Origin of the sequence: Flavobacterium proteolyticum (genome assembly GCF_015223105.1) — a bacterium.
Lineage (GTDB): Bacteria > Bacteroidota > Bacteroidia > Flavobacteriales > Flavobacteriaceae > Flavobacterium > Flavobacterium proteolyticum.
Genome location: NZ_JADFTZ010000001.1, coordinates 833,109 through 854,832 on the forward strand (window position 1 = coordinate 833,109; position 21,724 = coordinate 854,832).

Sequence of the window (21,724 nt, forward strand, 5' to 3'; positions counted from 1 at the left end):
TTAAAATGAACACAAAAAAGCGACCCTAAAGTCGCTTTTTTTTTATTTTTTTGGAAAGATATTGTCCTCTCTATTTATATCCGCCATTAGACTATCTGGGTCAATGGTGATGGATCTGATTTTATCTTTTGGTTTTGCAATTTCAAAAGTGAAAGTAGGGTAAGCCCAATCCCATCCTTTTAATACATTCCCTTTAATTCCTGCATACGGATTTGGTTTTTCCCAACGCATTAACGTATTTGGAATGTAGAAAAATTCTTTGGTTCCATCGGTATATTCTACCATCACATCTAAAGGCATTGGCATTCTTCCTTTTCTTTCAAAAACCACTTTTGTATTAGCAGCATTGGCTTCAGAAACTTCTTTGATGCTGTAATCAATAGTATTTGTAGTTAGCGTCCAATCTAACAAATACCAATCTAAATTAGCACCTGAAACTTTTTCCGCCACACGTTTGATATCGTTAGGTGTTGGGTGTGTGAATTTATACTCGTTGTAATAACGTTTGATGGTTTTGTTGAGGTTTTCTTGCCCAATTAAATAACCCAATTGTACTAAAAACACTTCTCCTTTACTGTAAGCAGAAATACCATACGCCATATTCAAATCATAACGATCAGCGTGTGTAGAAAGTGGTTGCTCTTTTCCAGATTTTGCTAAATAAATGTAATTATTGTAAGCGTCTTCAAATGGATTTTCTGTTTTTTTTGGAGGCAATACTTTGTTCATCGCTAAGTTAGAAATGTATGAGGTAAATCCTTCATCCATCCATTCGTGTTTGGTTTCGTTTGTTGCAAGTACGAATTGGAACCAAGAATGCGCCATTTCGTGAGCGGTTACACCAACTAAACTTCCAAATGCTCTGTTTCCGGTTATTAACGTACACATGCCATATTCCATTCCGCCATCGCCACCTTGAATAACAGAATATTGTTTGTATGGATAAGGTCCAACATTTTCATTGAAGAAAGCCAATAATTCAGCCGTTTTAGGTTGCATTTTTTTCCAATTTTCTAAATTTTCTTTCTTGTTTTTGTACAAGAAATGCAATTCCACATTATTTGGACCTAAAATCATGTCATGAATAAACTCATTGTCTGCTCCCCAAGCAAAATCATGCACATTTGGCGCGTAAAAATGCCAAGTTAAGTTTTTAGTTTTCTTTGGATAAACCACATTTACACCTGCATCTTGATAACCGTGTCCAATTTCGTTTTTATTTTGCAAATAACCCGTTCCACCAATTGTGTAAGCTTTATCTATGGTGATTTTCACATCAAAATTTCCCCAAACTCCATGAAATTCTCTTGCGATGTATGGGTTAGCGTGCCAACCTTCGAAATCATATTCGCATAATTTAGGATACCATTGTGTCATTGATAAAGCAACGCCTTCTTCAGATAATCTTCCTGAACGACGAATTTGCAACGGCACTTGTCCATCAAAATCTAATGAAAGTGTTGTTTTTTGATTTGGTAAAATAGCTTTTGCTAAAGTTACTTCTAAAATAGTTCCTACTACTTTAGTGGTTGCAGAAACTCCATCTTGTTTGAAATTAGCAATTTTTAAATATCCTATTTCTTCAGGTTTTAACGTGCTAATTCTACTTTCTTTTACATCTTTACCTTCTTTTTTGAATGTTTTTACCATTCGCTTATCTGGATCAGAAATAGCTTGAAGTCTTGCGTCCATTTCGCTTCCGGGTTGAAAGGCGTTATTGTACAAATGATAAAAAACTTTGTGTAAAGTGTCTGGTGAATTATTCGTGTACACAATTTCTTGTTTTCCTTTGTATTGGAATTTTTTCACATCCATATTCACCTCCATTTTATAGTCAACATGTTGTTGCCAATAGCCTGGATTTGGATTGTTTTGTGCGAAACCAATACAAGAAGTAAGTAAAAGAAGTAATTTTTTCATAATCAATTTTTAAAAGAAAAACCTACAAGAATTTGACAACCTGTAGGTTTTGGTTTTTACTAAAGTAGTGAAATTTTTATTTTTTTGCCATTTTAGCCGCTAAAACTAAAGCGTTATAAGCATTAACAATTCTTCCCGATTTAGAAGCGTCTGCAAAGTTTGCTTTATGCTTATCTTCACCAATTGTAACTGTGTTTTTTAATGGTGTTCCGCTTTCCATGATGATTTGCTTAACTTGAACTGCAGTTAAACTTGGATAGTAAGAACGAATTAATGTTGCAACACCAGCTACGTTAGGAGAAGCCATTGAAGTTCCTTGTAAATATTCATACGTATTTAATGGAGTAGTAGCATAAATTTTATCTCCTGGAGCATAAATATCTACATTGTTTTTTCCGTAGTTAGAAAAACTTGCCACCATTTTAGTTCCGTAAGTAGGAGAAAGTGCTCCAATGATTAATACGTTTTTAGCGAATTCTGGACTTCCATCGTAAGTGTCATTTGGATATTTGTTCGTAACATCTAAATCATAAGATTCGTTACCAGCAGCAATAACTACCAAAACATCTTTAGATTCTGCATATTTGATAGCATCCATAACCCATTCTTTGTGTTGAGAATAGTATTTTCCGAAAGAACCATTGATTACTTTTGCACCATTATCTGCTGCATAGCGAATAGCCAACGCAATATCCTTGTCATACTCATCTCCATTTGGAACAGCTCTTAACGCCATGATTTCAGCATTATTTGTAACACCATCACCGCCTTTATTGTTGCCTCTAACTTGAGCCACAATTCCAGCAACATGTGTTCCGTGTTTTGCTTCTTTTGGTTCTGGACCTACTACGTTGTTGTTTCCGTATTTAGTATCTTTTAAATCATCTGGATTGTCTCCAACGATTTTTCTTCCATCAAAATCAACGTTTAAGTTGTAGTTAACTTGTCCGTAGATATAATCTTTGAATTCTTCAATTTGTTTATCAAAATCCGCTTTTGTGCTATTACTTAAAACTTGTGTAAAAACAGCTTTAGCTTGAGATAATGAAGTTTCTGTTGCAGGAATTGCTTTTACTTCTTCTAATGTAAAATCACTCTTTTTGAAATAGCCCACTAAGGCTTTTTCAGCATTTAGAATGAAATCTAATTGTTGTTTTTGAGGTTGAATTCCTTTTAATTCTTCTGCTAATTCTGTTTTTGCTTTGTCATATTCAGGAGTTCCAGGACCTTTTTTAACGATACGTGTCATTTCTAATTGCTCATGAACAGCATTTCCTAAGAAATTCCACCCGTGAATATCGTCGATATAACCGTTTTTGTCATCGTCAATTCCGTTACCTGCAATTTCTTTTGGATTAGTCCAAATAACCGCTTTTAAATCTTCATGGTTGATATCTACACCAGAATCTACGATACCAACGATAACTTTTTTACCTTTTTTACCTTTTAAAAGTTCCGTGTAAGCTTTGTCAACACTCATACCTGGAAGCGTGTCTTTAACTAAGTCTAAATGACTCCAACGTTGCAAATCTTTTTCTGCGACTGGAGTAGTTTTTAAGGGTAAGTTATCAATATTTTCAACCGGAGTTGAAACCATTTGCTGAGTTCCGCAGCTTGCTAATGCGAATGCAAAAGCTAAACTTAAATAAAGCGGTCTAAAAATTCTCTTCATTTTTCAATTAATTAATTTCAGTTATTGGACTGAAGTGATTTGTATTTGTTACAATAATATTTCTTTTTAACATTATTTTAAAAGGTCTTCACATCTGAAAACTTCTTTCAAACGCACCCCTTTTTCGGTTCGCTCTACCGTAATAATTTCATTGTGAGCGTCGTGCTCTAACCATAAATAATAATTATTATCAGCCGCAGCGTTCATGAATTTTGCTTTTTCATCCAATGTCAACAAAGGTCTAGTGTCGTAACCCATCACATATGGAATTGGAATATGTCCAGCAGTTGCTAGTAAGTCGGCACAAAAAACAATGGTTTTTCCGTTGTAGTTGATGTGAGGTAACATTTGTTTTTCGGTATGACCATCAGCGTAAAATATATCAAAACCTAATTCATTTGAAAACCCAAAATCACTATCAGGACGATTTATGAAATGCAATTGGCCACTTTCTTGCATTGGAAATAAATTCTCGTGTAAAAAAGAAGCTTTTTCACGCGCGTTTGGTTTCGTTGCCCATTCCCAATGGTTTTCATTTGTCCAAAATTTTGCATTTTTAAATGCGACTTCGTAACCGGTTTTATCTTTGTTCCAATTTACGCTTCCACCACAATGGTCAAAATGCAAATGCGTCATGAAAACATCGGTAATATCATCGCGATGAAAACCAGCATTTTTTAACGATTTATCTAAAGAATGGTCGCCCCAAAGTGAATAATAACCAAAGAATTTTTCCGATTGTTTATTTCCCATTCCGGTATCAATCAAAGTTAATCGGTTTCCATCTTCGATTAACAGACATCTAGCTGCAATATCAATAAGATTATTTTCGTCGGCTGGATTGGTTTTATTCCAAATGGTTTTAGGTACCACACCAAACATAGCACCACCGTCTAATTTAAAATTTCCCGCTTCAATAGGATGTAATTTCATAGGTCAAACAATTTTCAGCCAAATTACAAAAAATACTATAAACAGAAACTATGAATCTATAAGTTATAAAAATGTTAGCAATTCTTGTAAAAAGCAATTTATGGCTTATCTTTGCGGTTAATTTAGACAAAATCAAAATAAGAATATGATTAAAGTATCTGATACAGCAAGTAAAAAAATCATCGCTATGATGCAAGAAGATGGTTTTGATGCAGCCAAAGATTACGTACGAGTAGGCGTAAAAAGTGGTGGTTGCTCGGGTTTGTCTTATGATTTAAAATTTGACAAAGAAATAGGAGAAAACGATAAAATATTTGAAGATAATAATGTAAAAATTGCCGTTGAGAAAAAGAGTTTTCTTTATTTGGCAGGAACTATATTAGAGTTTTCAGGTGGTTTAAACGGAAAAGGATTTGTGTTTAACAATCCAAACGCACAAAGAACGTGTGGATGTGGAGAGAGTTTCTCTCTATAAATCAAAAAATATGAGTAAGTATACAGAAGACGACTTAAAAGTCGAATTAGAAAATAAAGAATACGAATACGGATTTTACACCGAATTGGACTCGGAAACGTTTCCTATTGGCTTAAATGAAGACATTGTTCGTGCGATTTCGAAGAAAAAAGAAGAGCCTGAATGGATGACCGAATGGCGTTTGGAAGCTTTTCGCGCTTGGCAAGAAATGGAAGAGCCAGAATGGGCAAACGTAAATTACGAAAAACCCGATTTTCAGGCAATTTCATATTATTCGGCACCTAAAAAAGCGGATCCGAATAAAAAATTAGAAGACGTTGACCCAGAACTTTTGGCGATGTATAAAAAGTTGGGTATTTCTATTGATGAGCAAAAGAAAATGAATAACGTGGCGATTGATATCGTAGTCGATTCAGTTTCTGTGGCAACGACTTTCAAAAAAACATTAAACGAAAAAGGCATTATTTTCTGTTCGATTTCGGAAGCCATCAAAGAACATCCAGATTTAGTTCGTAAACATTTAGGAACTGTTGTTCCAATGAAAGATAATTTTTACGCTGCTTTAAATTCAGCTGTTTTCTCTGATGGAAGTTTCTGTTACATTCCAAAAGGAGTAAAATGTCCAATGGAATTATCAACGTATTTCCGTATCAATCAAGGAGGAACAGGTCAGTTTGAAAGAACGTTATTGGTGGCTGATGAAGAGAGTTATGTGTCTTATTTAGAAGGATGTACCGCTCCAAGTCGTGATGAAAATCAATTGCACGCAGCCGTTGTAGAATTAATTGCCATGGATGGTGCTGAAATTAAATATTCAACTGTTCAAAACTGGTATCCTGGAAACAAAGAAGGTAAAGGTGGAGTTTACAATTTCGTTACGAAAAGAGGTTTGTGCGAGAAAAACGCTAAAATTTCTTGGACGCAAGTAGAAACAGGTTCGGCTGTAACTTGGAAATATCCTTCTTGTGTATTAAAAGGTGATAATTCAATCGGAGAGTTTTATTCGATTGCCGTTACTAATAATTTCCAACAAGCGGATACCGGAACCAAAATGATTCATTTGGGAAAAAACACCAAATCGACCATTATTTCAAAAGGTATTTCAGCTGGAAAATCACAAAACAGTTATAGAGGATTAGTGCAAATTGGAGCAAGAGCTGAAAATGCTCGTAACTTCTCACAATGTGATTCGCTTTTGATGGGAAATAATTGTGGTGCACATACTTTTCCATATATCGAAAGTAAAAATGCTTCAGCCAAAATTGAACACGAAGCTACGACTTCAAAAATTGGAGAAGACCAAGTGTTCTATTGTAATCAAAGAGGAATTCCAACCGAAAAAGCCATTGCTTTAATCGTAAACGGTTTCAGTAAAGAAGTATTGAATAAATTACCAATGGAATTCGCAGTGGAAGCGCAAAAATTATTGGAAATTTCGTTAGAAGGTTCAGTAGGATAATCAATCATAAATTCGAATATATAACACATTTACAAAATGTTACAGATAAAAAACTTACACGCTTCGGTAGAAGACAAAGACATATTAAAAGGAATCAACCTTGAAATTAAAGCAGGAGAAGTGCATGCGATTATGGGACCAAACGGTGCCGGAAAATCAACATTATCTTCTATCATTGCAGGAAACGAAAATTACGAAGTAACCGAAGGCGAAATCTTTTTAGATGAAGAAGAAATTTCAGAATTAGCTCCAGAAGAAAGAGCACACAAAGGCGTGTTCTTATCGTTCCAATATCCAGTAGAAATTCCTGGTGTTTCGGTAACGAATTTCATCAAAACAGCTATCAACGAAAAGCGTAAAGCAAATGGTGAAGAAGAAATGCCAGCGAATGAAATGCTAAAGAAAATCCGCGAGAAATCAGAATTGTTAGAAATGGACAGAAAGTTTTTGTCGCGTTCTCTAAACGAAGGTTTTTCGGGTGGTGAAAAGAAACGTAACGAAATTTTCCAAATGGCGATGTTAGAACCAAAAATCGCTATTTTGGACGAAACCGATTCAGGTTTGGATATCGATGCGTTACGAATTGTGGCTAATGGTGTAAACAAATTAAAAAACGAAAACAACGCGGTATTAGTAATTACGCACTACCAACGTTTGTTAGACTATATCGTTCCAGATTTCGTTCACGTTTTAATGGATGGAAAAATCGTAAAAACGGGTGGAGCTGATTTAGCTTTAGAATTAGAAGAAAAAGGATACGATTGGATTAAACAAGAGCAAACCGTATAATATGGAGTTGAAAGAAAAAATGTTAGCTTCTTTCATGGCCTTTGAAGAAAAAATCAAAGACAATGAAGATTTGCACGAAGTTCGAAATCACGCCATAAAAAATTTCGAAAACAAAGGTTTCCCAACCAAAAAAGAGGAAGCTTGGAAATACACGTCGTTAAATGCCATTTTAAAAAATGACTTTTCGGTTTTCCCAAAAAAGGATAACGCCATCGAATTTAAAGACGTAAAAAAGTATTTCTTACACGAAATTGATACCTACAAAGTAGTTTTCATTGACGGAATTTTCAGTTCGTTTTTGTCTTCTACTACACATGATGGTTTAGATGTTTGTTTGATGGCTTCGGCATTGACCAAACCTAAATATAAAATGGTAATCGATACCTATTTTAATCAAATTGCGAGTAAAGAAGAGAGTTTGACTTCTCTAAATACGGCTTTTTCATTGGAAGGTGCTTATATCAACATTCCAAAAAGTAAAGTGGTTGAAAAACCAATCGAAATCATCTATTTCTCAACCGGAAATGAAGCGGCTTTGATGGTACAACCTCGAAATTTAATCATCGTTGGAGAAAACGCTCACGTGCAAATCGTAGAACGTCATCAAAGTTTGAATAGTAATCCGGTTTTAACGAATTCGGTTACCGAAATTTTCGCTCAAAAACGCGCTATTGTAGATTACTACAAAGTACAAAATGATGTACAAACTGCTAATTTGATTGACAATACGTACATTGCGCAAAAGCAAGAGAGTAGAGTAGCAGTGCACACGTTTTCGTTTGGTGGAAACATCACCAGAAATAACTTGAATTTCTATCACCAAGGAGAACGAATCGATTCCACGTTAAAAGGAATTACTATTATTGGCGACAAACAACACGTAGATCATTATACATTGGTGCACCATGCGCAACCAAATTGCGAAAGTCACCAAAACTATAAAACGATTTTACATGATAATTCAACAGGAGTTTTCAATGGGAAAATCTTCGTTGAAAAAGAAGCACAAAAAACCGATGCATTCCAACAAAACAACAACATTTTAATTGGCGATAAAGCGACTATCAACGCAAAACCACAATTGGAAATCTTTGCCGATGATGTAAAATGTTCACACGGTTGTACGATTGGACAATTAGACGAAAGCGCAATGTTTTACATGCAACAACGCGGAATTCCGAAAAAAGAAGCAAAAGCTTTGTTGATGTATGCGTTTACAAGTGAAGTAACCAATAGCATCAAAATTCCAGAATTAAAAGCAAAAATAGGAAGAATTATTGCAGATAAATTAGGGGTTAATATGGGATTTGATTTGTAATCATCCTTATGTAAATAGTAGAAAACCGCTCAAAAGGCGGTTTTTTTATGTCTTTAAATCAGAATTTCCTTATCTTTAATAAAATTTTAAAGTATGGAAAGACCTCATTTTTCAGAATTACAACTCCAAAAACTCCATCAAAAGGAATTTTTGAAAGACAAAGATTTGGAGGAAATTGCTAATTATCAAAAGAAAGGTATTTTTTCCTTGCGAAGCGAATTGCTTTTAATGATTTACTTTTCGATAATCTTATTTACTTCTGGAATTGGAGTAATTGTCTACAACAACATAGATTCTATTGGACATTTAGCGATTCTTTCGGCTAATTTTATTTTGATGTTGGTATGCTTTTATTTCAGTTTTAAAAAAGCAAAAGGATATTTCAATGATGAGGTTTTGTTCGAAAATCCGTTGTATGATTATTTGGTTTTAACAGGAAGTTTATTGGCGTGTATTTTTTTGGGTTACATCAATTTCCAATATCAAATTTTTGACGATTCGTATGCTTATGTTTCCTTAATTTCAGCCGTCTTATGTTTTGCTGTTGCTTATTATTTCGACAATCGAATTGTACTTTCTATGGCGATTACGAGTTTGGCGGCTTTCATTGGAATCAGCATAACACCAAAAAGTTTGTTTCAAAACGAAGTCTATTCCAATCTAGAATTAACGTATTCTGGATTGATTTTAGGAATGCTTTTGTTGGTTTGGATGGAATATTCGTTGAAACATAAAATCAAAGCGCATTTTCATTTTGTGTTTGCCACGTTTGCTTTGCATTTGTTGGGCGTTTGTATTTTAGCAGGTTTGGTTTCGGATCATTGGTGGGTTTTCATTCCCATTTTAATCGGATTTGTGTATTATTTCTATCAGTTTAGTTATCGTGTTTTGGCTACGTCACTTTTTGCTTTTATGTTGTTGTATGGTTATTTTGGAGTAAATATTGTTGGCGGAAGAATTATTTCGTTTATCCATTTTGAATTTATTTACCAATTTCTAACCATGTTAGCGCCATTTTATGTGGTAGCGAGTATTTATCTGTTTATTCGATTAGTCAAACAATTTAATGCCAAAAAAAATGCAAGCGTACAATAAATCCGATTTAGAAAACTATTTTTTGGCCGAAGAAGCAAAAAAATTATACCAAAAGAAATTCTTGTCAAAAGAGCAATTGCAAAACATTTTCGCCCAATTAGTCCAACTAAAATCGAATTCGAATATTTTCTTTAGAATTGGATTCTTTTTCTTGGGTAGTTTCTTGATTTCAACCATTATCAGCGCTTTTGGATTAGTTTTATTTCCACTAATTTCGGAGGATTTCGAATTCATTTTCTTCTTTTATGCGATTGTGGCCTACATTGGATTAGAGGTTTTGGTGAACATGAAGTTTTTTCGACATGGTTTAGATGATGCTTTCGTCCTTACTTCTCAAATATCTTTTTCAATTGGTATTGGAATTCTCACCGAAGCCATATTGCCGGTTTTAATCACGATGTTAGTCTTAGGACTGTTTTTTGCTATTCGATTCATCAATACCATTTCGGCTGTAATAGCTTTCATAGGTTTGGTTGGGATATTTTTCAATTTAATTGTCGAACATGATGTAATGCCCAAATTTTATTTGTCATTTGTGGGATTAATTTTAGCCATTTTGGTTTATTTTTTTATAGTTCATTTGGCTAAAAACCAAAATTACTATCCGTATTTCAAAACGTTTGATACCATTCGAATTGTGAGTTTGCTTTTAGGTTATTTATCAATGAATTATTTAGTAGTTCGCGAATTGTCTCAATCTTTAATGAACTTAGAAATCACAAATAAATCCGATGTTCCGCTTGCTTTTGTTTTTTACGGACTCACCTTTTTAATTCCGTTGCTTTATTTCTTTTTGGGAATCCAATGGAAAGACAAATTGGTTTTATACACTGGTTTAGCCACTCTAGCGTTTGGATTTTACTCCATTCGTCATTATTATTATTTCTTTCCAATAGAATATGTAATGGTAATCAGCGGAATTTTACTTTTTGGATTAGCCTATTTGATTATCCAACAATTAAAAAACAAAACCGAAGGCGTTACTTTTCAGCCTGATAGAGATTCCGATGATTCTTTATTATTCAATGCTCAAGCCGTTTTGTCTTTAGCAAATGCTACCACATCAGCCCCAACTCAAACCAATCCAATGGATTTTGGTGGCGGCGGATTTAGTGGCGGCGGAGCAGGAGAGAAGTTTTAATTCTATTTTAACCTTTATTTATTCTAATTATAAACAATCAAATCGTAAATTTGTACTCAAATTGTACAAAAATGTTTGATGTTCAAAAAGTAAGAGCTGATTTTCCCATTTTATCGCAAAAAGTAAATGGCAAACCCTTGGTGTATTTTGATAATGGAGCTACATCGCAAAAGCCACAAGTGGTAATTGATGCTATTTCAAAATATTACAGTGAAATCAATGCGAATATTCATCGTGGTGTGCATACGTTGAGTCAATTGGCTACCGATGCGTATGAAGTATCGAGAAATACGATTCAAAACCACTTAAATGCGAAATACAATCACGAAATCATTTTTACTTCGGGAACTACTTTCGGAATTAACTTGGTGGCGAATGGTTTTGCAAGTTTATTAAAAGCAGGCGATGAGGTTATGGTTTCGGCTTTAGAACATCACAGCAACATTGTGCCGTGGCAATTTTTATGTGAAAAAACAGGAGCGAAGTTGGTGGTAATTCCAATGAATGAAAAAGGAGAATTGGTTATTTCAGAATTCGACAACTTACTTTCCGAAAAAACGAAAATCATAACGGTTAATCACATTTCAAATGCGTTAGGAACGGTTAACCCAATAGAATACATCATCAAAAAAGCTCATGGAGTAGGAGCTGCCGTATTAATCGACGGCGCACAAGCAACGCCACATTTACGTCCAGATGTACAAGCATTAAATTGTGATTTTTATGTGTTTTCGGGACATAAAGTTTGTGGACCAACAGGCGTTGGAGTTTTATACGGAAAAGAAGAATGGTTGCGAAAATTACCACCGTATCAAGGCGGAGGCGAAATGATTGCCGAAGTTACTTTCGAAAAAACAACTTATGCCGATTTGCCACATAAATTTGAAGCCGGAACTCCTAATATTTCAGGTGGAATTGTTTTGGGAACCGCAATTGATTATATGAATTCGATAGGTTTTGATAACATTGTGGCTTACGAACAAGAATTGTTAGAGTACGGAACTAAAAGATTACAAGAAATAGAAGGTTTAACGATTTACGGAACGAGTGAAAACAAAGCTTCAGTGATTTCGTTTAATATTGAAGGTATTCATCCGTATGACATTGGCACAATTATCGATAAGTTAGGTATAGCGGTTAGAACCGGTCACCATTGTGCCCAACCTATTATGAATTTTTTCAATATTCCAGGAACGATTAGAGCAAGTTTTGCTTTTTATAATACCAAAGAAGAAATTGATATCTTTGTAGAAGCGGTTAAAAAAGCGCAAATGATGTTATCTTAAAAAGTAAAATTATGAAAATTATGCTTACTATTTTCTTGTCTATTTTCCTTTCAAAAGGTTGTGCGCAAGACCAAGAACTATCTGATGTTAAAATTGTTTATGGAGCTAACACAAGAGGTTATCACAGAATGATAACAATTGAAAATGGGACATTTTCGTTAGTTAGTCAAAGAGATGGAAACCCAAGTGTTGTCAATTTAACAGATACACAATGGAAAAAGTTAGCGGAATTATATAGTAAAATAGATTTAAAAACTTTCAACGATTTAGAAGGTCCAACTATGGAGCGTGCGCATGATGGGAAACCTCATGCTGATATGACAATTGTGGTGAAAGATAAAACGTATACAACTAAAGGATTTGATCATACAATTCCGCCTGCTAAAATTAAAGAATTTGTTGATTATATTAATAAAATTGCTGATGATTCTGTCTTCAAAAATCCAATTTTAGGAAGTTATGTTGTAGAAGAATTAGTAGGAGTTAACGTAGTTGAAAAAAACTATTTTATTAGTTTTGAAAACGAGAAAATTTCGGGTTTTATGGGTTGTAATATGTATTCTGGAACGTATAATCTGAATAATGAAAATATAATTATTTCACCCTTGATGGCAACAAAGAAATATTGTGAAAATGAAATGAAAAATGAAGATGTTTGGTTTAAATCTGTTTCTAATGTTTCTCGTTTCGAAATCGAAAACAAAACAATTTTTCTTTTAGACAACGAAAATAAAGTAGTTTTAAAAGCAACAAAAAAATAAGAATGACAATTAAAGAAATACAAAACGAAATCGTAGATGAGTTCTCTATGTTTGATGACTGGATGCAACGCTACGAATACATTATCGAATTAGGGAAGTCGCTTCCATTAATCGATGAACAATACAAAGTAGACGAAAATATCATCAAAGGTTGCCAATCAAAAGTTTGGGTATACGGAGAAGAACAAGACGGGAAAATCGTCTTTACAGCCGATAGTGATGCTATTTTGACCAAAGGAATTATTGCTATTTTAATCCGAGCTTTTTCTAATCAATCACCAAAGGATATTTTAGATGCAAATACTGATTTTATTGACGAAATCGGTTTAAAAGAACATTTATCACCAACAAGAGCCAATGGTTTAGTTTCAATGATAAAACAAATAAAAATGTATGCTTTGGCATTTCAATCAAAGCAATAATTAAAATTTAAAACCACAAGTTTTCAGATTAACGGAACACTTTTAACTGAATATTGAATACTAAAAATAAAATGGAAGAATTTAACGATACAATCAACTTAGGCGAAGACGTTGTCAAAGTTTTAAAAGGAATTTTTGATCCAGAGATTCCAGTAGATATTTACGAATTAGGTTTAATCTACGACGTAATGATTAATGAGGATAACGATGTAAAAATCTTAATGACCTTAACATCACCAAACTGCCCAGTAGCGGAAACGTTACCGCAAGAGGTAGAGGAGAAAATAAAGTCTATAGATGCTGTTAAATCTTGCGAAGTTGAAATTACTTTTGATCCGCCATGGAGCAAAGATTTAATGAGCGAAGAAGCAAAATTAGAATTAGGAATGTTGTAAAATTTGTTTAATGTTTCTAGTTTTAGGTTGCTCAACTTGAAACTTGAAACTTGAAACTTTTCAAATGGACGAAATAGTAAACAAAGTAGCGCAAAGTTCTTTGATGGTATTCGATTTAGAGGATTACTATCCAGATAATCATGTGGTAGATTTAGATATTTCGCAATGGTTATTAGAGGGATTTATCTTAAAAGAATCCGATTTTCGTGACCAATTAAAAAACAATGATTGGTCTCAATATGAAGACAAATACGTTGCTTTATATTGTTCTACCGATGCGATACTTCCTGCTTGGGCTTTTGCTTTAGTTTCGGTTCATTTGGCACCTCATGCATTAAAAGTAATTCACGGAAGTAAAGAATTAGCGGTTTTTGAGTGGTATCAAGATATATTGAACAAACTCGATTATACCGACTATTTTCAAAAACCGGTAATTCTTAAAGGTTGTTCTAAAAAACCAGTTCCTAACCAAGTGTATACTTTAGCGATTCAAAAATTGATAAAAGTTGCTAAAAGCGTAATGTTTGGTGAGGCTTGTTCAGCAGTTCCATTATTCAAATCAAAATAAAAAAAGACCTCAATTGAGGTCTTTTTTTATTCGTTTTCAACAGCATCTTTATAATCTGGATATAAAAATTTGTTGTAAGGAAATCTTGTAATGTGAATTTCTCTTACTGCCTCGTATACTTTTTCTCTGAATTCCTCAAAATTTGCCTTTTCAGTAGCTGAAATAAACAACGTGTTTTTATCACCTAATTTGCTCATCCAAGTTCTTTTCCAATCTTCCAAAGTATAATGTTTGGTAGTTTTTTCAACACTTAAATCATTTTCATCAAAATGTTCTGATTTGTAAGCGTCAATTTTATTAAAAACCATAATCGTAGGTTTGTCCGCACTTTTAATATCTTGTAAAATTTGGTTTACCGATTCAATATGGTCTTCAAAGTCAGGATGCGAAATATCTACTACATGAAGCAATAAATCAGCCTCTCTAACTTCATCTAAGGTGCTTTTAAACGATTCAACTAACTGAGTTGGTAGTTTTCTAATAAATCCAACCGTATCGCTTAAAAGGAATGGTAAATTCTTTATTACAGTTTTTCGAACAGTTGTGTCAAGTGTTGCGAATAATTTGTTTTCTACGAAAACATCACTTTTTCCTACAGCATTCATCAAAGTTGATTTTCCAACATTGGTATAACCCACTAAAGCTACACGAACCATAGCCCCACGATTACTGCGTTGCGTTGCCATTTGTTTGTCGATTACTTTAATTTTTTCTTTCAATAACGAAATTCTATCGCGCACAATACGACGGTCGGTTTCAATTTCAGTTTCTCCGGGACCACGCATTCCAATTCCTCCTTTTTGACGTTCAAGGTGGGTCCACATTCCGGTTAAACGAGGTAATAAATATTGGCATTGTGCTAATTCTACTTGTGTTCTTGCATACGAAGTTTCAGCACGTTGGGCGAAGATATCTAAGATAAGATTGGTTCTGTCTAATACTTTACAATCTAATTCTTTGGTAATATTTTTGGATTGTGAAGGCGTTAATTCATCATCAAAAATTACAGTTTTAATGTTGTTATCTTTAATGAAGTATTTGATTTCTTCCAGTTTTCCAGTTCCTACAAATGTTTTTGGATTGGGTTTATCCATTTTTTGCGAAAAACGCTTGATAACGGTTCCACCAGCGGTAAATGTCAAAAATTCCAATTCGTCAAGATATTCGTTTAGTTTATCTTCACTTTGGTTTTGGGTTACAATTCCTACCACTATTGATTTTTCAAAGTCAATAACTTCTTTCTCTAACATAATCGTTCTTTAAGAATACAAAGGTACGAAATAGCAAGCATAAAAAAAGCGACTCGATTAGAGCCGCTTTTATAATTTTATAGAATTGTAATTAGTTGATTACAATGTTGTCTAATTGCATTGTTGTAGTTGGACCAGAAGTTCCATTTCCAACATATTCAAACACGAAGAAACCGTTACCAGTAACTCCTGCAGGAATATTGTAAACTCCGCTTGGTGTAAATGATGCTGGATAACCGCTTGGTAATCCAGGAGAAATTGTAAAGTTAGAAGTAATATCAACTAAAGTTGCCGACGTAATTTGAGTACCTGGGACATAATTAGTTGTATAATATACTTTTAATACATTTCCGTTGTGGAAACCAGCATTTGTAGCAAAAGATAATGTGTTTGCAGCAGTCATATCAACAGGAACTAAAAATAATGTTCTGTTTGCTTCAGGAGTTCCACCAAATGAAGACATTTGGATGTAAGTATTTCCACTGAAAACTTTTCTTTGCCAATATCTACTACCTACAGCTGCATCATTAATGTATTTAGGAAATACTTGTTGATTTGTAGTTGTATAAGACGTAAAAGGCTCGTTTAAAGTAGCGCCGTAAACTAAAGCAGAACCTCCGATAGGTGGATATAAATCAATAGCTAATCTAGGATTAGTCATGTTTACGTCATTTAAAGTTCTAATCATAAATTGGTAATCACTATTGTATTTAGTCATTACTCCTCTGATTTTTCCGTTAAATGAAGGAACTGCATTTGATGCAAATGTTGCAAATTCACTAACTCTTACGATAACTTTGTTTCCAAATTCATCAGTAATTTCATGATTTGTTGCCCCACCAATGCTGTTTAAAGTTGCATCATAATATTTTTTGCCTAATGAAGCATCAGTAAATTGAACAGCGTCAAACTCGATTAACATATTCAAATATTGATCGTTTTTTGCTGCAGCTACTGTTAAGTTTTTTACGATATCATTTTCGTTAACATCTTCACAAGATCTTAAAATAACATCTTTATATTCAACACCAGAAATTCTACCAACCCCACTATTGTAAGAAGAACCAATAACGGTAGAACCGTATTGTTTGTTAAAATATCTGTTTTTGTCTAATTTGATAGTAACTTTTCTTCCAGGTTCGAACTCTGTGTATAAATTATAATTGTCAACAGGCATACTAAATCCTTTTAATCCGTCTAATGACATCATTGAAATAGATTTGTAAAAATTTCCACCTTCATCACTTGAAGTTACATAGGCTTCAATGTAATCTGTTAAAGTCTCATCTGTTGTATATTGAACAGCAGTAGCAGTTGCAATGTTAGTTACATCAGAAACTTCTTTTGTTTTTGCAATGGTAACACAATCATTTGATAAATCAGGTGTTCCATAGTCATCGCCGTTAACACACCCAACTAAAGATGCTAAAACAGCAGTTGTTAATACTAATTTTAATTTTTTCATAGCTATTAATTTTTGGTGATCTTAATATTGTCTAATTGTAAAGTAGTTGTAACACCCACTCTACTTCCAGTATATTTGAAGGCAATTCTTACATTATTACTTTCATAAGAACTAATGTCAATATTTCCACTACTTACAAAAACATCATTAGCTGTTGGTGCAGTAAAAGTAAGAGGAGTCCATGTTGCCGTTGCAATGCCAGCAGTTGTGCCGTCATAATCTGTAGAGACAAAAGCGGTTAAAGGATAGCCATTAGCAAATCTAGTTTTTGTTGTAAAAGCTAAAGTTTCTCCAGTAGATGCTGTTAAGTCGATAGCAGGTGTAATTAACCATGCTACATCATTTGTTCCAGATGTAGAATAAAATGATGAGAATTCTGCATATATATTGCTATCAAATGTTCTTGCATGCCATAAACGAGTTGATAATGGTGTTGAAGTTGATCCATTATAATTTACCCATCCTTCTAAAGCGATTGGGACTTCAACAGAACCACTTCCTGTAGGTGAAGTTTCAAATCCTTCATTAAAAGCGTAGCTAAACACGGTAGGTATAACATAATCATCATCTCCTACACAACTTGTTAAAGCACTTGTACTAAGCGCTAACAAAAAAATTGTTTTTAAAAATTTAATTTTCATAGTATATTTTTTTAGAAGTTAATGTAGAAGTTAACAAAGAATGTTCTTCCGTATCCGTAAAAATATTTAGATCCAAAAGAAGGAGTTCCGTTAGCTTGATCAGCTTGTAAATCTGGGAAAGTTGCTTTTCTAGATTGTTCAAAACCACCTGTTTTGTATACAACATCAAAAACGTTGTTTACAGAAGCAAAGAAACCTACTGTATTACGATTTGCTTTACTAATTCTCCACGATTTTCCTCCTGTTAAGTTTACTAATGTAAAGCTGTCGAATTTTTCTTGCTTTAAGATGTCTCTTACTGTTTCAGGAGTAGCTCCAGAGTAATTATCTCCAGTATTACTATCAATACTAAAGTTGTCAGTTCTTAAAATGTTTGCAAAATCAATGTAGCTATTAGCTAAGTAATTAACATTTGCTCCAACCCACCAGAAATGTGGATCTCTATATTCTAAACCAAATGAAGCCGCAGTTTGTGGCATACCTGGTTGGTGGTAATTTTTCATGTAAACAGTTCCAAAATCTGTTAAGCTTTCATTTCCAGCAGCAGCTAATGCATCATCATTAGTTTTTAATTTAGCATTGTCAGAGTAGATATACTGTCCGTAAGAAGCAGCAGCTGTAGCTTTAATAGTAGATGTAATTTGGTATTCTAAACCAAGTTCTGCTCCCATATTTTGTTTGTCAATTCCAGTTACGATTTCACTAACAAAAGTGTCTTCGTCACCACCATCGTCACCGCTTCCAATTCCTTCTCCATAGAAGAATGAAATTTCGGTAGCATTTTGAATTTTAGAGTAGAAACCCGTTAAACGAGCTTTGAATTTTGGTGCTCTTAAGATATAACTTGCATCAGCACTTGTAATGCTTTCGCTTTGTAAGTCTGGAGTAATCATGTTGTTCATTCTAGCATTTGAGAATGAGTTTCTTAAGCTTGGCGCTTTTGTTTGATATAAACCATTGAAATCTAAGTAATTTCTACCGTTTAATTTGTAAGTTAAACCTCCTTTGAAACCAAAGTTTTCAAAGGTAACTTTTTCCCCTTTTCCAAAAGAATTATCAGCGTAAATACCATTTCTGTATAAACCTTCTCTTTGGTATTCTGTTCTAGAGAACGATTGAGCTAAATAAAAATCAGCTTTGTCGTAAGTGAATTTAAATTGAGTAAATCCATCAAATGTTAAAGCGTGTAATAAATAGTTATATCCATAAGTATCTCCTTCGCCAACTTGTCTATTTGGATTGTTTAAGTTAGATTGTGAAGCATCTCCTGAGTAAAAAGGGTCGATATCTAAGAAATATTGACCTCCTAATAAATCCAATAAGTTTTGGTGATTATGAGAACGTAATTTTCTGAAATTAGCACCAGCAGTTAAGCTAACGTTTTCTGAAATACTTGAATTTAAAATACTGTTTGCACTTAATTGGTTGTCATCCGTTCTGTCTTCGTATAAAACGTAAACACTTCTTCCTGCAAAAGCGCTGTTTTGATTTGCAATATACATTGCGTTCCAATCAATTTGTGAATTTGATCTAAAAGTATTTCCAATTTGAGTCAATTGGTCTTGAGTGTAACCTCCTAAATTACTGAAGTAACTTGGTAAGTTTTTGTAGTATGTTGGATCAGGATTATTACCTAATTGGAAATCTAATCTTGAGTTACCAATTTTACCTGTTTGAAAAGCAACGTTAGTATTTAAAGTTGTTTTTTCAGTAATTTTCCAATAGTGAGATAACATTGTGATTGGCTCTTCAACATCTTTATCTCTTGAGTTACGTTTTTTACCATCTTGCCATCCCCAATAAGAATTATATTTAATTCCCATTAAATCATTCACTTCTTTAGTGTTAGGAGAATTTTTTCCTCTACTATTTTGAGCATAAATAGAAGTTAAATTCAAACTGTGTTTGTCATTGATTTTCTTTTCAACACTAGCAAATAATGAGTTTGCAGCGTAGTCTGTACCTTCAAAGTATCCTTCTTCAGCCCATCTTCTTGATGCAGAAACTACAAATGCCCATCCGTCTTTGTTCATACCAGACGCATGTGTTCCCATCATTCTCCAGCTATAGTTGGTGTTAGTACCCGACATAGAGATTCTTGTTCCTTCACGGTAAAAAGACGCTCTTGTATTAATTTCTTGAGTTCCTAAAGCACTACCAAATGTATAATCAGATGGTGCAGAACCCATTGTAAATTCTTGATTTCTTGTAGCATCATTTAAACCACCCCAGTTACTCCATTGTGGTCTTCCATCATATAATTTATTCATAGAGAGACCATTAATCATAGTAACTCCATATTCATTATCTAAACCTCTAATTCTAAAACGAGATTGTCCCCAATTAAAAGCTGCAGCTTGCTGATAAGTATCTCTTGTTGCCTGTAAAAGCCCAGAAGTACTTTCTGATCCACTGTTGTCATCTCCTAAATCGTTTTCAGTAATTGTTACTAAACTCAATTGTTGTTCTGAAGTAATATCTTCTTCTAATAGAACTACTCCTAAATCAAGAGTTTCTCCATTAACAGAAGGTTCTAACATAAAAGTTTGTTGTGTGTACCCAGAAGTTTTGATTACCAACACTTGTTCACCAGTTGGAATAGTTTTAAAAACAAAGTTTCCATCAAAATCAGTCAAAGCAGATTGATTCGTACTTTGAATGGTTGCAACAACATTTTGTAATGGTTTTTGACTTTTAGCATCGATAACCTTACCTTTTAAGGCTGGATTTTGCTGTGCAAAAACAAAAACAGCTTGCAGCACTAATAAAGTGCTCAATACAAGTTTTTTCATAAAGAATATTAAAATTAATACTAATTTAATGTTAAGTAGTTACAAACTTAACAGCCTACAAATGTATAACTTTTAATAATATTATTTACCTTTGGCACCCAATTTGTAATAAACTTGATATTAACATAACATTTGATTTATGAAAATTAAACACCTTTTGGCTGTTTTTACTGTGATTTTGTCTGTAAATAGTGCTGTTTCACAGGATAAAAAATTTAAAGTGCATACAGTAGCATTTTACAATTTTGAGAATTTATTTGATACAATTAATGATCCAGATACCTATGATGAAGAGTATACTCCTGTAAATGGTTGGACAAAAAAGAACTATCAAAAGAAGTTAGACAATTTAAGCCGTGTACTTATCGAGTTAGGCACAAGCGAAAGTCAAAAAAACTCTCCAGTAATTATCGGAGCTTGTGAAATTGAAAACAGAAGAGTGCTAGAAGACTTAGTTAAGCATCCTACTTTAATTAACAAAGGATATAAAGTAGTTCACTTTGACTCACCAGACAAACGTGGAATTGATGTTGGATTTTTATATCAGGAAAAATATTTTCAACCTACAAGTTATATAAATATTCCATTATATGTTTACGAAACCGAAACGGAATCTGATAAAAAAAGAACCAAAGAAGAAGAAAAAGAAGTTGAGGAAAATGTAAATTATGATAAAAAAACAAAACGTATTTATACTCGTGACCAACTTCTAGTAACTGGTTTATTAGATGGTGAAGAAATCAATGTAATTGTGAACCACTGGCCATCGCGTTCTGGTGGTGAGAAAAAAAGTAGCCCTTACCGTGAAGCAGCTGGTAGATTGAATAGAAAAATCATGGATTCTATTATTAAAATTAATCCTAAAGCTAAATTCATTACAATGGGTGATTTAAATGATGGAGCGTATAATAAAAGTGTAAAACAAGGTATTGGTGCGAAACTGAAAAAATCAGAATTAAAAGAACCAAGAGACGTTTACAATCCATTTGAGCAAATGGCTAAAGACGGACATGCTTCTTTATTTTATAGAGATTCAGGTGATATTTTCGATCAAATCATGGTAAGTCAACAATTGGTACCAGCGGATAATAACGATTATGGTTCGTTAAAATATTGGAAAGCAGGTATTTACAATAAGCCTTTCTTAATACAGAAAACAGGGCAATATAAAGGTTATCCACTTCGTAATCAAAATGGAGTTCCAGGATTTTCAGATCACTTCCCAGTATATATTTATTTAGTGAAAGAAGTGAAGTAATTCCAATCTTAATAATTTAATAAGGTTAGTTTGTAATAAAATGCAGCTAACCTTTTTTCTTTTTAGTAACTTTACGTTTTTAAA

General features: G+C 33.6%; 19 protein-coding genes. 12 read left to right on the forward strand and 7 right to left on the reverse strand.

The features are described from left to right. Nucleotides 1–42 precede the first annotated feature (42 nt). The 3 genes from IM755_RS03720 to IM755_RS03730 all read right to left on the reverse strand — a co-directional run bounded on the left by IM755_RS03720 (nt 43) and on the right by IM755_RS03730 (nt 4,525). Nucleotides 43–1,920 (reverse strand): M1 family metallopeptidase, encoded by a 1,878-nt coding sequence (locus IM755_RS03720; RefSeq protein ID WP_194093706.1) that lies wholly within the window; start codon nt 1,918–1,920, stop codon nt 43–45. Nucleotides 1,921–1,996: 76 nt separating this feature from the next. Further along, a complete protein-coding gene (locus tag IM755_RS03725; RefSeq protein WP_194093708.1) occupies nt 1,997–3,592 on the reverse strand; it encodes a S8 family peptidase in 1,596 nt (531 codons plus the stop codon). A gap of 72 nt (nt 3,593–3,664) precedes the next feature. Next, complete coding sequence (locus IM755_RS03730; protein WP_194093710.1) at nt 3,665–4,525, reverse strand: MBL fold metallo-hydrolase; 861 nt, start codon at nt 4,523–4,525, stop codon at nt 3,665–3,667. 145 nt (nt 4,526–4,670) lie between these two features. On the opposite strand from IM755_RS03730, the gene IM755_RS03735 reads away from it, so the two are divergent. The 11 genes from IM755_RS03735 to IM755_RS03785 all read left to right on the forward strand — a co-directional run bounded on the left by IM755_RS03735 (nt 4,671) and on the right by IM755_RS03785 (nt 14,234). Then, nucleotides 4,671–5,000 (forward strand): HesB/IscA family protein, encoded by a 330-nt coding sequence (locus IM755_RS03735; RefSeq protein WP_026725390.1) that lies wholly within the window; start codon nt 4,671–4,673, stop codon nt 4,998–5,000. A 10-nt stretch (nt 5,001–5,010) separates the two neighbouring features. Beyond that, a complete protein-coding gene (gene sufB / locus IM755_RS03740) occupies nt 5,011–6,459 on the forward strand; it encodes a Fe-S cluster assembly protein SufB (RefSeq protein WP_194093712.1) in 1,449 nt (482 codons plus the stop codon). A 36-nt stretch (nt 6,460–6,495) separates the two neighbouring features. After that, on the forward strand, nt 6,496–7,248 hold the full coding sequence (gene sufC, locus IM755_RS03745) for a Fe-S cluster assembly ATPase SufC (protein ID WP_194093714.1): 753 nt from the start codon (nt 6,496–6,498) through the stop codon (nt 7,246–7,248). Between the two features lies 1 nt (nt 7,249). Further along, the gene (sufD, locus tag IM755_RS03750; protein ID WP_194093717.1) at nt 7,250–8,566 is read left to right on the forward strand and encodes a Fe-S cluster assembly protein SufD; all 1,317 of its coding nucleotides are present in this window, start codon (nt 7,250–7,252) and stop codon (nt 8,564–8,566) included. 93 nt (nt 8,567–8,659) lie between these two features. Beyond that, nucleotides 8,660–9,661 carry a DUF2157 domain-containing protein gene (locus IM755_RS03755; protein WP_194093719.1) on the forward strand — a complete coding sequence of 334 codons (1,002 nt, stop codon included), beginning with the start codon at nt 8,660–8,662 and terminating at the stop codon, nt 9,659–9,661. Continuing rightward, on the forward strand, nt 9,645–10,802 hold the full coding sequence (locus IM755_RS03760) for a hypothetical protein (RefSeq protein WP_194093721.1): 1,158 nt from the start codon (nt 9,645–9,647) through the stop codon (nt 10,800–10,802). Before IM755_RS03755 ends, IM755_RS03760 begins: the two co-directional genes overlap by 17 nt. A 71-nt stretch (nt 10,803–10,873) precedes the next feature. Then, entirely contained in the window at nt 10,874–12,088 is a 1,215-nt protein-coding gene (locus IM755_RS03765; RefSeq protein WP_194093723.1) for an aminotransferase class V-fold PLP-dependent enzyme, read from the forward strand. Between the two features lie 11 nt (nt 12,089–12,099). Further along, nucleotides 12,100–12,849: an META domain-containing protein gene (locus IM755_RS03770; RefSeq protein ID WP_194093725.1), complete on the forward strand. Its 750-nt coding sequence runs from the start codon at nt 12,100–12,102 to the stop codon at nt 12,847–12,849. A gap of 2 nt (nt 12,850–12,851) precedes the next feature. Then, nucleotides 12,852–13,271 (forward strand): SufE family protein, encoded by a 420-nt coding sequence (locus IM755_RS03775; protein WP_194093727.1) that lies wholly within the window; start codon nt 12,852–12,854, stop codon nt 13,269–13,271. Nucleotides 13,272–13,342: 71 nt separating this feature from the next. After that, the gene (locus IM755_RS03780; RefSeq protein WP_194093730.1) at nt 13,343–13,666 is read left to right on the forward strand and encodes an SUF system Fe-S cluster assembly protein; all 324 of its coding nucleotides are present in this window, start codon (nt 13,343–13,345) and stop codon (nt 13,664–13,666) included. A 64-nt stretch (nt 13,667–13,730) separates the two neighbouring features. Further along, on the forward strand, nt 13,731–14,234 hold the full coding sequence (locus IM755_RS03785) for a DUF2480 family protein (RefSeq protein ID WP_194093733.1): 504 nt from the start codon (nt 13,731–13,733) through the stop codon (nt 14,232–14,234). Between the two features lie 26 nt (nt 14,235–14,260). Here IM755_RS03785 and hflX read toward each other — a convergent pair whose 3' ends face one another. The 4 genes from hflX to IM755_RS03805 all read right to left on the reverse strand — a co-directional run bounded on the left by hflX (nt 14,261) and on the right by IM755_RS03805 (nt 20,382). Continuing rightward, a complete protein-coding gene (gene hflX, locus IM755_RS03790) occupies nt 14,261–15,484 on the reverse strand; it encodes a GTPase HflX (protein ID WP_194093735.1) in 1,224 nt (407 codons plus the stop codon). A 91-nt stretch (nt 15,485–15,575) separates the two neighbouring features. Beyond that, nucleotides 15,576–16,949 carry a DUF5689 domain-containing protein gene (locus IM755_RS03795; protein ID WP_194093737.1) on the reverse strand — a complete coding sequence of 458 codons (1,374 nt, stop codon included), beginning with the start codon at nt 16,947–16,949 and terminating at the stop codon, nt 15,576–15,578. Nucleotides 16,950–16,954: 5 nt separating this feature from the next. Next, nucleotides 16,955–17,590 carry a choice-of-anchor J domain-containing protein gene (locus IM755_RS03800; RefSeq protein ID WP_194093739.1) on the reverse strand — a complete coding sequence of 212 codons (636 nt, stop codon included), beginning with the start codon at nt 17,588–17,590 and terminating at the stop codon, nt 16,955–16,957. 11 nt (nt 17,591–17,601) lie between these two features. Then, complete coding sequence (locus IM755_RS03805) at nt 17,602–20,382, reverse strand: TonB-dependent receptor (RefSeq protein ID WP_194093741.1); 2,781 nt, start codon at nt 20,380–20,382, stop codon at nt 17,602–17,604. Nucleotides 20,383–20,521: 139 nt separating this feature from the next. Between IM755_RS03805 and IM755_RS03810 the strand changes: the two genes are divergently transcribed. Next, on the forward strand, nt 20,522–21,640 hold the full coding sequence (locus IM755_RS03810; RefSeq protein ID WP_194093743.1) for an endonuclease/exonuclease/phosphatase family protein: 1,119 nt from the start codon (nt 20,522–20,524) through the stop codon (nt 21,638–21,640). Nucleotides 21,641–21,724 lie beyond the last annotated feature (84 nt).

Bases quoted from the DNA above. Each gene is read 5' to 3' on its own strand.
- IM755_RS03720 (WP_194093706.1), bottom strand. From the start codon at position 1,920: ATGAAAAAATTACTTCTTTTACTTACTTCTTGTATTGGTTTCGCACAA.
- IM755_RS03725 (WP_194093708.1), bottom strand. From the start codon at position 3,592: ATGAAGAGAATTTTTAGACCGCTTTATTTAAGTTTAGCTTTTGCATTC.
- IM755_RS03730 (WP_194093710.1), bottom strand. From the start codon at position 4,525: ATGAAATTACATCCTATTGAAGCGGGAAATTTTAAATTAGACGGTGGT.
- IM755_RS03735 (WP_026725390.1), top strand. From the start codon at position 4,671: ATGATTAAAGTATCTGATACAGCAAGTAAAAAAATCATCGCTATGATG.
- sufB (WP_194093712.1), top strand. From the start codon at position 5,011: ATGAGTAAGTATACAGAAGACGACTTAAAAGTCGAATTAGAAAATAAA.
- sufC (WP_194093714.1), top strand. From the start codon at position 6,496: ATGTTACAGATAAAAAACTTACACGCTTCGGTAGAAGACAAAGACATA.
- sufD (WP_194093717.1), top strand. From the start codon at position 7,250: ATGGAGTTGAAAGAAAAAATGTTAGCTTCTTTCATGGCCTTTGAAGAA.
- IM755_RS03755 (WP_194093719.1), top strand. From the start codon at position 8,660: ATGGAAAGACCTCATTTTTCAGAATTACAACTCCAAAAACTCCATCAA.
- IM755_RS03760 (WP_194093721.1), top strand. From the start codon at position 9,645: ATGCAAGCGTACAATAAATCCGATTTAGAAAACTATTTTTTGGCCGAA.
- IM755_RS03765 (WP_194093723.1), top strand. From the start codon at position 10,874: ATGTTTGATGTTCAAAAAGTAAGAGCTGATTTTCCCATTTTATCGCAA.
- IM755_RS03770 (WP_194093725.1), top strand. From the start codon at position 12,100: ATGAAAATTATGCTTACTATTTTCTTGTCTATTTTCCTTTCAAAAGGT.
- IM755_RS03775 (WP_194093727.1), top strand. From the start codon at position 12,852: ATGACAATTAAAGAAATACAAAACGAAATCGTAGATGAGTTCTCTATG.
- IM755_RS03780 (WP_194093730.1), top strand. From the start codon at position 13,343: ATGGAAGAATTTAACGATACAATCAACTTAGGCGAAGACGTTGTCAAA.
- IM755_RS03785 (WP_194093733.1), top strand. From the start codon at position 13,731: ATGGACGAAATAGTAAACAAAGTAGCGCAAAGTTCTTTGATGGTATTC.
- hflX (WP_194093735.1), bottom strand. From the start codon at position 15,484: ATGTTAGAGAAAGAAGTTATTGACTTTGAAAAATCAATAGTGGTAGGA.
- IM755_RS03795 (WP_194093737.1), bottom strand. From the start codon at position 16,949: ATGAAAAAATTAAAATTAGTATTAACAACTGCTGTTTTAGCATCTTTA.
- IM755_RS03800 (WP_194093739.1), bottom strand. From the start codon at position 17,590: ATGAAAATTAAATTTTTAAAAACAATTTTTTTGTTAGCGCTTAGTACA.
- IM755_RS03805 (WP_194093741.1), bottom strand. From the start codon at position 20,382: ATGAAAAAACTTGTATTGAGCACTTTATTAGTGCTGCAAGCTGTTTTT.
- IM755_RS03810 (WP_194093743.1), top strand. From the start codon at position 20,522: ATGAAAATTAAACACCTTTTGGCTGTTTTTACTGTGATTTTGTCTGTA.